General features: G+C 61.4%; 15 protein-coding genes. 9 read left to right on the top strand and 6 right to left on the bottom strand.

Going from position 1 to position 14,628, the window contains the following annotated elements:
* Positions 1–7 precede the first annotated feature (7 nt).
* The 4 genes from NBG89_RS08685 to NBG89_RS08670 all read left to right on the top strand — a co-directional run bounded on the left by NBG89_RS08685 (position 8) and on the right by NBG89_RS08670 (position 4,444).
* Complete coding sequence (locus NBG89_RS08685; RefSeq protein WP_431322475.1) at positions 8–1,141, top strand: Gfo/Idh/MocA family protein; 1,134 nt, start codon at positions 8–10, stop codon at positions 1,139–1,141.
* A gap of 85 nt (positions 1,142–1,226) precedes the next feature.
* Positions 1,227–2,258 carry an L-glyceraldehyde 3-phosphate reductase gene (mgrA, locus tag NBG89_RS08680; RefSeq protein ID WP_431322640.1) on the top strand — a complete coding sequence of 344 codons (1,032 nt, stop codon included), beginning with the start codon at positions 1,227–1,229 and terminating at the stop codon, positions 2,256–2,258.
* 96 nt (positions 2,259–2,354) lie between these two features.
* Positions 2,355–3,968, top strand: coding sequence for a glycoside hydrolase family 43 protein (locus NBG89_RS08675; protein ID WP_431322474.1), 1,614 nt, complete (start codon positions 2,355–2,357; stop codon positions 3,966–3,968).
* Positions 3,969–4,132: 164 nt separating this feature from the next.
* Positions 4,133–4,444 (top strand): RcnB family protein, encoded by a 312-nt coding sequence (locus NBG89_RS08670; protein ID WP_431322473.1) that lies wholly within the window; start codon positions 4,133–4,135, stop codon positions 4,442–4,444.
* Between the two features lie 219 nt (positions 4,445–4,663).
* Here NBG89_RS08670 and NBG89_RS08665 read toward each other — a convergent pair whose 3' ends face one another.
* Both NBG89_RS08665 and znuA read right to left on the bottom strand, forming a co-directional pair.
* The gene (locus NBG89_RS08665; protein ID WP_431322472.1) at positions 4,664–5,869 is read right to left on the bottom strand and encodes a GTP-binding protein; all 1,206 of its coding nucleotides are present in this window, start codon (positions 5,867–5,869) and stop codon (positions 4,664–4,666) included.
* Between the two features lie 79 nt (positions 5,870–5,948).
* On the bottom strand, positions 5,949–6,935 hold the full coding sequence (gene znuA, locus NBG89_RS08660; protein ID WP_431322471.1) for a zinc ABC transporter substrate-binding protein ZnuA: 987 nt from the start codon (positions 6,933–6,935) through the stop codon (positions 5,949–5,951).
* A 101-nt stretch (positions 6,936–7,036) separates the two neighbouring features.
* Here znuA and NBG89_RS08655 point away from each other — a divergent pair, with 101 nt between their 5' ends.
* From NBG89_RS08655 to NBG89_RS08640, 4 genes are all read left to right on the top strand, one after another.
* On the top strand, positions 7,037–7,996 hold the full coding sequence (locus NBG89_RS08655) for an ATP-binding cassette domain-containing protein (protein WP_431322639.1): 960 nt from the start codon (positions 7,037–7,039) through the stop codon (positions 7,994–7,996).
* Positions 7,989–8,804, top strand: a complete 816-nt coding sequence (znuB, locus tag NBG89_RS08650; protein ID WP_431322470.1) for a zinc ABC transporter permease subunit ZnuB — start codon at positions 7,989–7,991, stop codon at positions 8,802–8,804. Before NBG89_RS08655 ends, znuB begins: the two co-directional genes overlap by 8 nt.
* Positions 8,801–9,199, top strand: coding sequence for a Fur family transcriptional regulator (locus NBG89_RS08645; RefSeq protein ID WP_088694367.1), 399 nt, complete (start codon positions 8,801–8,803; stop codon positions 9,197–9,199). Before znuB ends, NBG89_RS08645 begins: the two co-directional genes overlap by 4 nt.
* 178 nt (positions 9,200–9,377) lie before the next feature.
* On the top strand, positions 9,378–9,764 hold the full coding sequence (locus NBG89_RS08640; protein WP_431322469.1) for a hypothetical protein: 387 nt from the start codon (positions 9,378–9,380) through the stop codon (positions 9,762–9,764).
* Positions 9,765–9,800: 36 nt separating this feature from the next.
* Here the strand turns inward: NBG89_RS08640 and NBG89_RS08635 are convergent, their stop codons facing one another.
* Both NBG89_RS08635 and NBG89_RS08630 read right to left on the bottom strand, forming a co-directional pair.
* A complete protein-coding gene (locus tag NBG89_RS08635) occupies positions 9,801–10,340 on the bottom strand; it encodes a gamma carbonic anhydrase family protein (protein WP_431322468.1) in 540 nt (179 codons plus the stop codon).
* A 12-nt stretch (positions 10,341–10,352) separates the two neighbouring features.
* On the bottom strand, positions 10,353–11,048 hold the full coding sequence (locus tag NBG89_RS08630; RefSeq protein ID WP_431322467.1) for a fumarylacetoacetate hydrolase family protein: 696 nt from the start codon (positions 11,046–11,048) through the stop codon (positions 10,353–10,355).
* A 160-nt stretch (positions 11,049–11,208) separates the two neighbouring features.
* On the opposite strand from NBG89_RS08630, the gene dusA reads away from it, so the two are divergent.
* Positions 11,209–12,237, top strand: coding sequence for a tRNA dihydrouridine(20/20a) synthase DusA (dusA, locus tag NBG89_RS08625; RefSeq protein WP_431322466.1), 1,029 nt, complete (start codon positions 11,209–11,211; stop codon positions 12,235–12,237).
* 406 nt (positions 12,238–12,643) lie between these two features.
* Here dusA and NBG89_RS08620 read toward each other — a convergent pair whose 3' ends face one another.
* Positions 12,644–12,856: a cold-shock protein gene (locus tag NBG89_RS08620; RefSeq protein ID WP_007533154.1), complete on the bottom strand. Its 213-nt coding sequence runs from the start codon at positions 12,854–12,856 to the stop codon at positions 12,644–12,646.
* Between the two features lie 433 nt (positions 12,857–13,289).
* Entirely contained in the window at positions 13,290–14,075 is a 786-nt protein-coding gene (locus NBG89_RS08615; protein WP_431322465.1) for a hypothetical protein, read from the bottom strand.
* Positions 14,076–14,628 lie beyond the last annotated feature (553 nt).

The raw sequence follows: 14,628 nt of genomic DNA, 5'->3' as shown, positions 1-14,628 counted from the left end.
GACCATCATGACCAAGGAACTTGGCGTCGGCATCATCGGATGCGGCAACATCTCCACTACCTACTTCTCGCTGGCCCCGCTCTTCAAGGGCCTGAAGGTTCTGGCTTGCGCAGATATCAACGTGCAGGCCGCCCAGGCTCGCGCCGAGGAGTACGGCGTGAAGGCACAGACGATCGACGAGCTTCTCGCCAATGACGAGATCGACGTCGTCGTCAACCTGACAATCCCGGATGCGCATTTCCCGGTTTCGAAGGCGATCCTCGAAGCCGGCAAGCACGTCTATTCGGAAAAGCCGCTGGTTCTGACCCTCGAGCAGGGTGAGGAGCTGCGCCGCATCGCCAAGGAGAAGAACCTCTCCGTCGGCTGCGCGCCCGACACCTTCCTCGGCGGCGCGCATCAGCTCGCCCGCAAGTATATCGACGAGGGCGGCATCGGCCGCGTCACCTCGGGCGCGTGCTATGTCATGAGCCCGGGCATGGAAATGTGGCATCCGAACCCGGATTTCTTCTTTCTGCCCGGCGGCGGCCCGATCCTCGATCTCGGCCCTTACTATATCGCCAACCTGATCAACCTGATCGGTCCGGTGAAGCGGGTTGGCGCGATGACCTCCATGGCATCTGATACGCGTACGATCACCAGCCAGCCGCGTCATGGCGAGGTTATCCCGGTCAAGACGCCGACGACGATCCAGGCGATCCTCGAATTCGTCAGCGGCGCGACGATCACGCTGACGGCGAGCTGGGACGTCTGGTCTCATCGCCATGCCAACATGGAGCTCTATGGCACCGACGGTTCGCTCTACGTGCCGGATCCGAACTTCTTCGGCGGCGTGGTCGAGGCCAGCGGCCGCGACAAAGATGTCAAGCCGCTCGACGGTTGGGAGCATCCGTTCGGCATCTTCAACCAGGAGAGCCCGCAGGGACCGCGCGCGAACTACCGCACGGCAGGTCTTGCCGACATGGCGATGGCGATCATCGAGGGCCGCGATGCGCGTTGCTCGCTCGATCGTACGCTGCACGGCGTCGACGTCATGACCTCGATCCTGAAGTCGGGCGAGGAAGGCCGCTTCATCGAGCTGACGACGACCTGCACGCAGCCGGCCGCACTCGGCATTGAAGAGGCCCAAGCGCTCCTGAAATAATGGGCGCTCTTGAAGTAAGCGTCCAAAGGACTATGGTCCGGCGCGGGCGACGAGCCCGCGCCTTTTTGCTTAAAGGATCAGAATGATGAGCTGGCAACCGGCTTCCGACCGCTATTCGAAGATGATGTACAACCGCACGGGCCGTTCCGGCCTGAAGCTGCCGGCCGTCTCCCTCGGCCTCTGGCACAATTTCGGCGGCGACACGCCGCATGACCGCAAGATCGACATGTGCCGCACGGCATTCGACCTCGGCATCACCCATTTCGACCTCGCCAACAACTACGGCCCGCCTCCGGGCAGCGCCGAAACCGCCTTCGGAGAGATCCTGCGCACCGAATTTGCCGGCCTGCGCGATGAGCTGATCATCTCGTCCAAGGCCGGCTACGACATGTGGCCGGGTCCTTACGGCGAGTGGGGCAGCCGCAAGTATCTAATCGCCTCCTGCGACCAGAGCCTGAAGCGCATGGGGCTCGATTATGTCGATATCTTCTACTCGCACCGCTTCGATCCGGATACGCCGCTCGAGGAAACCTGCGGCGCGCTTGATCATATCGTGCGCTCCGGCCGCGCGCTCTATGTCGGCATCTCGTCCTATAATTCGCAGCGCACCCGCGAAGCCGCCGCCATCCTCAAGGATCTCGGCACGCCCTGCCTGATCCACCAGCCGAGCTATTCCATGCTCAACCGCTGGGTCGAGGACGACAAGCTGCTCGACACGCTCGACGAGGTCGGCATGGGCTCGATCGTGTTCTCGCCGCTGGCACAGGGCATGCTGACGACGAAGTACCTCGGCGGCATCCCTCAGGACAGCCGTGCGGCGCAGAATCACTTCCTCAAGAAGGACTTCATTCGTCCTCAGATCATCGACAACATCCGCAAGCTCAACGAGATCGCGGAACGTCGTGGCCAGACGCTGGCACAGATGGCGATCGCCTGGGTGCTGCGCGGCGACCGTGTGACCTCGGCGCTGATCGGCGCCAGCCGCTCGTCGCAGATCGTCGATTGCGTCAAGGCGCTCGACAATCTCGACTTCACCGCGGAGGAGCTCAAGGAGATCGATGTCTACGCTCGCGAGGCGGACATCAATCTGTGGGCCAAGTCCGCGGAGCGCGAATAAGCCGAAGCGCCCGGAACGACCTTCCGGGCGTTCTTTCTTTGGAATTTGATGTACGTACCGCAATCTGTGCGCGTATCTCAGGGAGGAGATTTCACCGTGATCCGCAACCCGATCCTACCGGGCTTCAACCCGGACCCGTCCATCTGCCGTGTCGGGGATGACTATTATATCGCCACCTCGACCTTCGAATGGTATCCCGGCGTCCAGATCCATCATTCACGCGATCTCGTGAACTGGACGATGGTGCGGCGTCCGCTCGAGCGCCAGTCGCAGCTCGACATGCGCGGCAATCCCGATAGTTGCGGCGTGTGGGCGCCCTGTCTTTCCTATGCCGACGGGTTGTTCTGGCTGGTCTATACCGACGTTAAGCGCTTCGACGGCAACTTCAAGGATGCGCACAACTACATTGTGACTTCGCCAACGATCGAGGGCGGATGGTCCGAGCCTGTCTACGTGAATTCTTCCGGCTTCGACCCGTCGCTGTTCCATGACGATGACGGCCGCAAGTGGTTCCTGAACATGCAGTGGAACCACCGCACCGAGAGCTTCGGCGGCGCGCCGAAATCGCCGGCGTTCGATGGTATCCTCATGCAGGAGTGGGATGCGGCGACACAGTCGCTGAAGGGGCCGATCAAGAACATCTTCGCCGGCAGTTCGCTCGGCCTCGTCGAAGGACCGCATCTCTTCAAGCGCAATGGCTATTACTACCTGACGACCGCCGAGGGCGGCACCGGCTATGATCATGCGGTGACAATGGCGCGTTCACGTGACATCGACGGTCCCTATGAGATGCATCCGAACAAGCACCTCATCACGTCGAAGGACCATCCGGAAGCCGTTCTTCAGCGGGCAGGGCACGGCCAGTATGTCGAAACGCCGGATGGCGAGGTCTATCATACGCATCTCTGCGGCCGGCCGATGCCGCCGAAGCGCCGCTGTACGCTCGGCCGCGAAACCAGCCTGCAGAAGTGCGTCTGGAAGGAAGATGGTTGGCTCTATCTCGAAAACGGCACGACCGTCCCCGATGTTGCCGTGCCGGGACTGGCCGGCGCCGTGCCGGTCGAAAAGCCCGTTCGCAGTGAATACAGTTTCGAAGGCGGCAGCCTGCCTGCTGATTTCCAGTGGCTTCGCACGCCGAAGCCGGAGCGCATCTTCAACCTGACTGACCGGCCCGGACACCTCAGGCTAATCGCGCGTGAAAGCATCGGCTCGTGGTTCGAACAGTCTCTCGTCGCGCGCCGCCAGGAGCACCACAGCTTCCGGGCAGAGACGGTCGTCGAATTCGATCCCGACACCTATCAGCAGGTCGCCGGCCTGACCCACTATTACAACAGGCACAAATTTCATGCGATCGGCGTGACCCTGCATGAAAAGCTGGGACGCTGCGTCACGATCTTCTCCTGTGATGGCGACTACCCGAACAGCCGTCTCAGCTTCCCTGCAGGCAGCGGTGTGGCGATTCCGGCGGAGGGGCGTGTACAGCTTTCCATGGAAATCAGGGACAACGACCTTCAGTTTTTCTGGCAGACAGAAGGCAAGGGGGCGTGGCAGCCAATTGGTCCGGTCCTCGATGCGGGCGTCGTGTCAGATGAAGGCGGGCGTGGTGAACATGGCTCGTTTACGGGTGCCTTCGCCGGGCTCTTCGCCTTCGATACGTCGGGTCGTGCAAAGACGGCAGATTTCGACTGGTTCAACTACGACGAACTTTGATCGATGGCTCGATATCGCCCGGAAATCCGGGCGATATCGCATTTTGTAATTTAGAATACTCTTTTAAGTGTCTGTTATGATTACAGAAGTTTAACCTAATTTTCAGTTTCGGTTCATTTTTTTGAGCCTAGGTTCGAGGCGTGTTCAACACGAGGAACCTCCCAATGAAAAAGCTCACCACCATCCTTCTTGCCGCTACCGTGATTGCCGCTCCTTTGCTGGCAACGACTGAAGCGAGCGCCCAGGATCATCGTCGGCCGATTGTTGTGGAGCGCGATGTTCACGTCAAGAAGTACAAGTGGACGCGCGGCCATCGCATGACGCCCGCCGAGCGCCGCCACATGCGCGACGTGCGCGACTATCATCGCTACCACCTGTCGGCTCCGCCGCGCGGCTATCGTTGGGTACAGGTCGATAACGACTTCCTGCTCATCGGCTCGGTCAACGGCGTGATCGCGAATATTGTCGTTCGCTAGGCACAACGCCGAATATGTGGAAGGGCGGCTTGAATGCCGCCCTTCTGATTCAATCGGGCGCCTGTTTGCGCAAATCCAGGAGCCGCTGCACGGCGGCGGCCAGCCGCGCAATGGCGCCTGTCTCCGTTTCTGCTCGTCGTGGCGTAGCCAATCCCTCGATCGGCGGCAGGGGCTCACATTCCAGGCAGTGGCAGCGATAGGTTTTCGCAGCTTGCGTCGTCACGCCCCGTGCTCTCCCCAACTCGCGAAGGGATCCGGCAGCCCGCGCCATTTTTCGGGTGCAAAGGTCTCCTCCGGCACGAGGCAGGCATCGAGCTGCAGCCGTATCCAATCCTCGTCCATCGCATCGCTGCCAATGAAGACGATTTCCTGCCGGCGGTCGCCCCAGACGGGGTCGAGATGGGGCGATAGTGCTGTCAGGAAGCGTTCGTCGTCCGGCCATCGCTCGCGCGGCACGGACGACCACCAGAACCCCATCTTGCCTGTCCGCAGCAGCGCTCCGGCCTGGCTGACTTCGCCGACGTGATGCGGGCGTGTCGCCAGCCAGAAGAAGCCCTTCGCTCTGACGACAGCCGGCCAGGCGGTATCGAAGAAGCGCTGCAACTTGGCGGGGTCGAAGGGGCGCCTTTCGCGATAGACGAAAGAGCGGATGCCGTATTCCTCTGTTTCCGACACATGTTCGGAAAAGCCGTGCAGTTCCTTGTACCAGAGCGGATGCGTTTCAGCGCGTTCGATGTCAAAGCGTCCCGTTCCCAGCACGTCGCTAAGGTCGACCTGGCCGAAATCGGTTTCAAGAAGCCTGGCGTCCGGGTTGAGCCCCACGATAATCTGGCGTGCTGCCTGGCGCTCAGCCGGCGTCGCAGTGCCGATCTTGTTGAGGATGATCACATCGGCGAATTCTATCTGTTCGACCAGGAGATCGATGATAGCGCGATTGTCGCCATCGCCTGCGGTTTCACCGCGATCGGCCAGAAAGTCCGCGGACGCATAATCGGAGAGCAGGTTGGCCGCGTCGATCACCGTCACCATGGTATCGAGCCTGGCGACATCGGAGAGGCTTGCGCCGTTCTCGTCGCGGAACTCGAAGGTCGTCGCGACCGGCAGAGGTTCGGCAACTCCTGTTGATTCGATCAGGAGATAATCGAAGCGTCCCTGTTCCGCCAAGTGGCGGACTTCCTTCAGCAGATCGTCACGCAGCGTGCAGCAGATGCAGCCATTCGTCATCTCCACCAGCTCTTCGTCTGCCCGCGAGAGGTTGGCGCCACCATCGCGTACCAGGGAGGCGTCGATGTTGACCTCGCTCATGTCATTGACGATCACGGCGACACGCAGACCCTGGCGGTTTCCAAGGACGTGGTTGAGCAGCGTGGTCTTTCCTGCGCCCAGAAAGCCTGACAGCACCGTTACGGGAAGCTTCGTATTCATTCAGTTCTCCGATATGTTATATAATTACATGTGTGATGCTGAAAAAGGCGGACTGCGAGGTCCGCCTTTGCCATCTTCCTCAGCTTTCTCTCGAAAGGCAGTCCTTCATGCTATTGGCGATGCCGTGCATGAGGTTGAAATAGAGGTCCGGCCCGGCATCCAGCGTGGCTGCCTCCGGATCGAGGACACCGGCTTTCGCCTTGGTCCCCTCGATCACCACATCGACCAATCGCGGCTGGAACTGCGGTTCGGCGAAGACGCAGGTGGCGCCGAGTTCGCCGACCTTCTTGTGGATCTCCGCAATGCGTTCTGCGCCCGGGATCGTTTCGGGGCTGACGGTGATCGAGCCGGCGACCCGTACATGATAGCGGTTCTCGAAATACTGGTAAGCATCGTGGAAGACGATGAACGGCTTGTCCTTGACCGGTGACACGATGCCGGTGATTTCCTTGTCCAGCGCGTCTAGTCGGTCGTCCAGCGTCTTGGCGTTGGCCTGGTAGGTGAGGGCGTTGGCGGGGTCGGCTGCGACGAGGGTGGTGGTGATCTCGGCGGCCATCGCCTTGGCATTTTCCGGATCAAGCCAGAGATGGGTGTCGAATGCCCCATGATCGTGGTCATGATCTGCGTCCGCATGGGCATGATCGTGCCCATCGCCGTCATGATGATCGTCGCCGTCGTGGTCGCCGTCATCGTGGGGCTCGAAGGCGCCGCCTTCGCGGAACTTGAGCTTCGTGAGGCCGGGCGCCTTGTCGAGTTCGGCGACGATGGCATCGGACCCGATCGCCTCCAGCGGCTTCTCCAAAAACGCCTCGAGCCCCGGGCCGACCCAGAACAGCACTTTGGCGTTCTGTAGCGCGCGTGCGTTTGACGGCTTCATATTGTAGGTGTGGGGCGAGGCGGCACCATCGACGATCAGTTCGGGCGTGCCGACGCCCTGCATGATCGCCGATACGAGCGAGTGAACCGGCTTGATCGAGGTTACCACGACAGGCGCATCCGCCGTTCTGCCCGCCTCGGCGAAGAAGATGGCGGGGACTGCGAGGGTAAGGGCCATCGCGAATTTCATCGGTGTACTCCGCTTGAATTACAATTGTTATGTTATTACATCAATTGCGTTATGCTATAACGTGTGCGATAGCAAGTCGCAACAGCACATTCGGAAAAATGATGTTCTCTCCCGCAAATTCCGAAGCGAAGCCATTGGTCTCGCTTTCCAATGTCGGCGTTCGAAGAAACGGCCGCTGGCTCGTCCGCGGCGTGGATTTCTCCGTTTCGCGCGGCGAGATCGTTACGCTGATCGGGCCCAACGGCTCGGGCAAATCGACCACCGTCAAGACGGCGATCGGCGTATTGAAGCCCGACGAGGGAAGGGTGGAGCGCGCCGCCGGCCTCAAGGTCGGCTATGTGCCGCAGAAGCTGGCGATCGACTGGACGCTACCGCTCACAGTCCGCCGGCTGATGACGCTGACCGGGCCTCTTTCCGACGCCGATATGGCGGCTGCTCTCGAAGCTGTGGGGCTGTCGCATATGCTCGGTGCCGAAGTGCAGCACCTGTCCGGCGGTGAGTTTCAGCGGGCCTTGATGGCGCGCGCGATCGCCCGCAAACCTGACCTCCTGGTGCTCGACGAACCGGTGCAGGGCGTTGATTTCTCGGGCGAGATCGCGATCTACGATCTGATCCAGTCGATCCGCAATACGACCGGCTGCGGCATTCTGCTAATCTCGCACGACCTGCACGTCGTCATGGCGGCAACCGATACGGTGATTTGCCTCAACGGTCACGTCTGCTGCCGCGGCACCCCGCAGACCGTCACCCAGAGCGCGGAATACGTCCGCCTGTTCGGCAGTCGCGCGGCGCAGGCGCTCGCCGTCTACAGCCACCACCACGACCATACGCATCTGCCCGATGGTCGCGTGTTGCATTCCGATGGCTCCGTCACTAATCACTGCCACCCCGACGATGGCCATCATCATGACCATGACGGGCACGACCACACCCACGACGACCACGCAGGGCATGATCACGCCGGTCATAGCCATGACCACAGCCATATCTTTGGTGATGGTCATCATGCCGATGATCATATCCACGATCACAAGCAGCCCGCAGGAGAGCGCCATGTTTGACGATTTCTTCGTCCGCGCTATCCTTGCCGGCGTCGGGCTGGCGCTGACAACAGGCCCGCTTGGCTGCTTCATCATCTGGCGGCGCATGGCCTATTTCGGCGATACGATCGCCCATTCAGCACTGCTCGGCGTCGCGCTGTCGCTGCTGCTGCAGTTCAACCTGACGCTCGCGGTGTTCCTAGTTGCGGCGACGGTGTCGATCCTTCTGCTGTTCCTTCAGAAGCGCCAGGCGCTGTCCGCGGATGCGCTGCTCGGTATCCTCTCGCATGCGACGCTGGCGATCGGTCTCGTCATGGTCGCCTTCATGAGTTGGGTGCGCATCGATCTCATCGCCTTTCTGTTCGGCGACATCCTTGCGGTCTCGAAGACGGATATCGTCATGATCTGGGGAGGCGGCATCCTCGTTCTGGCGGCGATTGCCTGGCTCTGGCGGCCGCTTCTGGCCTCCACCGTCAACCCCGAGCTTGCCGAGGCCGAGGGGCTGCGGCCGGAGCGGGCGCGGCTCTTCTTCATGCTGCTGATGGCCGTCGTCATCGCCATTGCCATGAAGATCGTCGGCATCATGCTGATCACCTCGCTGTTGATCATCCCGGCGGCGGCTGCCCGGCGCTTCGCCTCGACGCCGGAGGCGATGGCCATTTTCGCCTCGCTGATCGGCGCCGTTGCTGTGGTCGGCGGGCTGTTCGGCTCGCTGACCTACGACACGCCCTCCGGCCCGTCGATCGTCGTCGCAGCCCTGATCCTCTTCGTTTTGAGCCTGCTGCCGAAGCGCGGGCGCGGGCAGGCCTTGGAAGGACAACGTTCATGAATGCACCTGCTTTGACCAAGAACCAGACTCTCGTTTTCGAGGTGCTCGAAAAGGCTGACGGACCGCTGAGCGCTTACACGATCCTCGACAAGCTGCGCGATCACGGTTTTCGCGCGCCGCTGCAGGTCTACCGGGCGCTGGAGAAGCTGCTCGAATACGGTGTCGTGCACCGGCTCGAAAGTATCAATGCTTTCGTTGCCTGCGCGCATCCGGAGCAAAACTGCCACAGCCACGGCATCGTTGCGTTTGCGATCTGCGAGAGCTGCGGGCATGTCATGGAGTTCCACGACCACGAGGTCGATCACCGCCTCATGGATTGGACGCGCGGCAAGAAGTTCAAGGCAGAGAAGACCACGATCGAAATCCGTGGCCTATGTGAGGCGTGTGCCGCTTAGGCTGACGCCAAGACCGTGCAACTGATATCCCGTATTGATTGTGTAAAAATTGCAACGTAATTATTGATTGTATCTCTGGCTGATTTATGATGTGCGGCGGGGCTCGGGGCCGCACATATGCCGAAATACCATCTAATCTCGTTGATACTGACCATTCCGCTCAGCGGATGTTCGATGTTTGCGCCTGCTTATAACGAGGAACGAGGCCATCTATACCAAGCTCGACGGCGCGCATTCCAGCCTGACAAAAATAGAAACCACGCTGGAGACGAAAGCGCCGCAACGTGCCCGCTATCGCGACGTGGAGCCATATGACATCGAGGCCCTCGCGATGGTGAAGGATGCAGGCGATATCGCCGGGCAGCGACCTGCCTATCTCTATGGCAAACCGTCAGCCACTGCCGCGCGACTTTTGGCAGACAACATCGACCGCTGCCACCACGCGATCGAAATGTCGCGGGCGTCTTTCGAAGCGGACGGCCAGCAGCCTAACGAGGCGGACAATATTTCGATCGTTCGGAATATCTGCGGGATTCCAAAGACGATGGAAGGCTCATTGAAGTAGGGGAAACATCCATGCCTGTTGACGCGACTTTTGCACCTATTCTGATGGTCCGAGCGGACGCAAGTCCCGCGCGAAGCGTTTCCAATTGCCGACATACTTCTCGGCGGAGCGGCGGAGCCCGGCGATTGCCGCCTCGTCGAGCGTACGGATAACCCGTGCGGGCGAGCCGACGATCAGAGAGTTATCGGGAAACTCCTTGCCCTCGGTGATCAGCGCATTAGCGCCGACCAGGCAGTTGTTGCCGATCCTGGCGCCGTTCAGCACCGTGGCGCCCATGCCGATCAGGGAATTGTCGCCGATCGTGCAGCCGTGGACGATGGCATGATGACCAATCGTGCAGCCTTCGCCGATCGTTACCGGAAACCCCGGATCGGTGTGCAGCATTGCACCTTCCTGGATATTCGTTGCCGCGCCGACCGTGATCGGTTCATTGTCGCCGCGCAGAACCGAGCCGAACCAGATGCCGACGTCGACGCCAAGTGAAACCTGACCAATGACGTGGGCGTCGGGAGCGATCCAATAGGTGCCCGATGGCGGCAGGTCCGGCGTCAATTCGCCAAGCACATAGACAGGCATGACGTCTCCCCCTCAGGCCACGTTGACCGACAGAGTGGCGATGCCGTCGATGCCGCAATCGACGCGGTCGCCCTTCTTCACGGCGCCGACGCCGGCCGGTGTGCCGGTCATGATGACGTCGCCGGGTGCCAGAATAAAGAGCTTCGACAGTTCGGCGATGATCTCCGGCACCTTCCAGATCATCTGGTTGAGGTCGCCATCCTGCACGCGCTTGCCGTTGAGCTCCAGCCAGATCCTGCCTGACGAGGGGTGACCGAGCCTGGCTGCCGGAACGATCGGTGACACCGGTGCCGAATATTCGAAGGCCTTGGCGACCTCCCAGGGGCGGCCGAGCTTCTTCGCCTCTGCCTGCAGATCGCGACGTGTGAAGTCGATGCCGACCGCGTAGCCGTAGACGCAGTCGAGCGCCTTGTCGGCGGCGATATCCTGGCCACCGGCCTTCAGCGCCAGCACGCACTCGACCTCGAAATGCACATCGCTTGACAGCGGCGGGTAGGAGAAATCCTTGCCTTCAGGCAGCAGATTGTCGGCGTTCTTCTGGAAAAAGAAGGGCGGCTCGCGGCTTGGATCATGCCCCATCTCGATCGCGTGGTCGGCATAGTTTCTCCCGACGCAATAGACGCGGCGCACGGGGAATGCCTCGGCTGTGCCCTCGACGGGAAGCAGGACGGGTTGCGGAAGAGGGATGACAGTCGCGGGAAGGGGCATTGCAGGCTCTTGCTGTTCGTGAGTCCTGGCATCTTAAACGGAAACCAACGGCGGGGGAAAGCATCGAAAAGCCACCGGTCATCGTTGCCTTGCATCCTAACATTGTTGCCTTGCACGGGGAAAACTGGCGTTTCGCCAGCCTTTAGGCTATGAGCGCGGCATGACGACATCCAATTTCTACGCCGAGGCCCTAAAAACCGGCCGGCCGATCTTCGCCGTTGCGCCGATGATCGACTGGACCGATCGGCATTGCCGCTATTTCCACCGGCAGATCAGCCGCAATGCGCTGCTCTACACGGAAATGGTCGTGGCCGATGCGATCATTCATGGGCCGCGCGAGCGGTTGCTGTCCTTCGATGCGGCGGAGCATCCGGTGGCGCTGCAGCTTGGCGGATCGGATCCGGCGAAGCTTGCCGAGGCGGTCAGGATCGCGGCACCTTACGGCTACGACGAGATCAATCTCAATGTCGGTTGCCCGTCGGATCGGGTCCAATCCGGTACTTTCGGCGCCTGCCTGATGCTGACGCCCGACACCGTGGCGGCCTGCGTGGCGGCGATGAAGGCGGTGGCCGACGTGCCAGTGACGGTGAAATGCCGGATCGGCGTCGACGAGCAAGATTCGGAGGTGGCACTGCCCGAGCTTCTGGACCGGGTGCTCGATGCCGGCGCCGATGCCGTCTGGATCCATGCGCGCAAGGCCTGGCTGAAGGGCCTGTCGCCGAAGGAGAACCGCGAGATCCCGCCGCTCGATTACGAGATCGTCTACCGCATGAAAGAGGCGCGGCCCGATGTCTTCGTCGGCATCAATGGCGGCATCCAGACGCTCGACGAGGCGGCTGATCATCTGAACCACATCGACGGCATCATGCTCGGGCGCGCGGCTTACCAGAACGCCGCCGTGCTTGTCGAAGTCGACCATCGCTTCTACGGCGCGGCGGCGGAGACGGCCGACTGGGGCGCGATCCGCGACCGGATGATGGCCTATGCCGAGCGCCATATCGCCAACGGCGGCAGGCTGCAGCAGGTGGCACGGCATATGGTGGGGCTGTTTACCGGGTTGCCGGGTGCGCGGCGCTATCGGCAGATCCTCTCGACCGAAGCGGTCAAGACAGGGGCTGGGCCCGAGGTGATCGCGGCCGCCTTTGCCGCGGTGGATTTCGAAGGCGCGCGGGAAGCGGTCGGCGCCTAGCTTAGTGCTGCGCGATGCGCCGGTGACCGGTGAGCAGCGGGCGGCGAAGCTGTGCCCTGGCTGCCGGGCTGGACTCCGTTCGAGATGGCATTCTCACGCCGGCTAAAGAAAAGCAGGCGACGCGCGCCCTTGCGCGGAAAAAGCCTCTTCGACGTCTGTACACACGCGCCCGTCTCATCTCCTTCGCCTTGGTCTGCACCTGGTTCCTGGACGTGCGGGAAGTGCGGATCTTCGGAGCAAGTATCGCACCGTCGCGGAGAGCGGGGATATTCGTGTCTGCGACAGCATATCCGTGGAAGGCCACCTGGAGCATCCCTTGCCGGCCGATCCGGCCACCATGCCGGCAAACGAAAACGGCGCCCCTCGCGGAGCGCCGTTCCATCCTGCCGAAACAGGAAATCTCAGATTAGTTAGCCGAGATGTTGACGGCCTTCGGGCCCTTGCCCATGCGATCCGGCTCGGTGTCGAAGGTGACCTGCTGGCCTTCGCGCAGCGACTGGATGCCCGAAGCCTGCAGCGCGGAGATGTGGACGAAAACGTCCTTCGCGCCGCCTTCCGGCGTGATGAAACCAAAACCCTTGTCCTGGTTGAAGAATTTTACGGTGCCCTTAGTGGCCATTGGGATAGTCCTTTTCCCTTAGTCTGTCTGGTATCCATCCCCCCGAGAGGAAATGAACGGCTTTAGCTTTCGCGCGTTCTCATTGAAAAATCGACGCGCGAAGGGTCAGTCGAGTAGTTCACGAACGGGGAAAGAACGTCTACGCACGCGGGTACCCCCCACGCCGCCTTCCTGCCGGAAAGCTTTACCACATCAGTCCAGTCACCGGCATGCAAATGCCCGAGAGCCGCATTTGGTGACAGCATTCGAAGCAAAAGGCAAGCGGCAATATTGTGGCACGCGATTCTGGGCAGCGGGAATCGCCAAAGATTCAGACACTTGACGATTGGTAACCCTGCACAGATGTTGCTGTCCCGTTTCCGGAAACTGTGCCGGAACGGCACTGCCGCGCCGCTTTCCCTTTCTCGGGCGTATCCGCAAGGCGTGTGCAATCCTAACGGGCGGCGCCGCCGCCAAGCTTGTGCTGCACGAAATCGGCGCTGCCGCGGACATGCGAGACCACCGGCTTGCCGCCGGCATCGGCGACGGCGTAGGCTATGATGGTGACATCTTCCTCGAAGGCCGAGACGTAAAGGACCTGCGCCGGATTGACATAGATCGCGTTGTTGTGGGTGTTCTTGAAGCCTACGAATGCCATGCATGTCTCCTTTCGCATTGCCGGGGCAGATATGCCACGCAGGGATTGATGCAAGTTTAACGAGCCGCGGCCCATCAGGCGGGTGGCGGCCGGCCGGGACGGTGTCAGGGGGCGTCGTGCGGCCGCAATCCCGGCGCGAGGGTCTGCTTTGGCAATCTGCGCCTCGATCCTCTCGATCGCGTCGAGGCCACCATGGGCGCGATGGCCGGGCGGCAGGGCGTGGCGGACGATCTCGGTCACCGATTGGTGATATTCCGGCCTGTCCATCAGCCGCAGGCGGTAGAGATTGCCGAAGTGGCCGGACTGCGCCGCCTCGTAGACGCTGGCGGCGAAATCGAAGAACTCGTCATGCGCCTTGCGCTCCTCGTCGGTCAGCATGGTGTAGCAGAGCGGCAGCCTGTTGTGGGTGAAGACGAGCAGGCAGGATTTCTTGCGGCGGCAGTTGCGCACGCCGCAGACCCTCGCCGGCAGGCCGAGCATCTCGGCGTTGCGCAGGCGCAGCGCCAGCGTGCCGTAGTCGCCGATGCGGCGTTCCCATTCGCTCATCGTCCCTTCGCCCGTTTTGCCTGCGGATCCCGTCATGTCTGCCCCTCCGTCCCTGCCTCGCCGGTCCGCCGGCGGCGGCGCGCGGCTTTGCTCGAAAGAGCCTTATCTGAAAAGTGCAAAATGGCGCTGTCGAGCGCCCCGTTCGGCGGTTTGTGCCCGCAACTCCGGTCCCTCTGCGGCCTTGCCGGAGGAAGCTTCCGCTTCCCCTGGGGGCCATGTGTGCCACACAGGCACGTCCGGGGCTCAACTCGACGCCGCATTCTTGCAAGAATAGCGACCCCAACTCTCGCAACGGTCATTGACCGCGTGACGAATTCCTCCGAGAGACGAAACGGGGGATTGGTTATTACCCAATCGTGAGATAGCGCTTCATATGGGTAGTTCAGGAAGTCGCGCACGTGTCCAAGGCCGTACGAATATGCGTCCGCCGACGCAACGGAACCGAAATACTCCATCAAAGGCCTGCTCATGTAGCCTCGACCGGCGGCAGGCTCTAAGCAATTTAAGCCTTTTACTTCAGCCGGGCCAATGACGTGCTCAACGAGAGCGCGAGTTGCCCAAGGTGGTGTTGGGAAGTCGTCAGCGCTAT

This window comes from Rhizobium sp. YTU87027, assembly GCF_050644135.1.
Taxonomy (GTDB): domain Bacteria; phylum Pseudomonadota; class Alphaproteobacteria; order Rhizobiales; family Rhizobiaceae; genus Rhizobium.
Note: the sequence above shows the minus strand (reverse complement) of the source record. Positions and strands in the feature narration are given on the sequence as shown.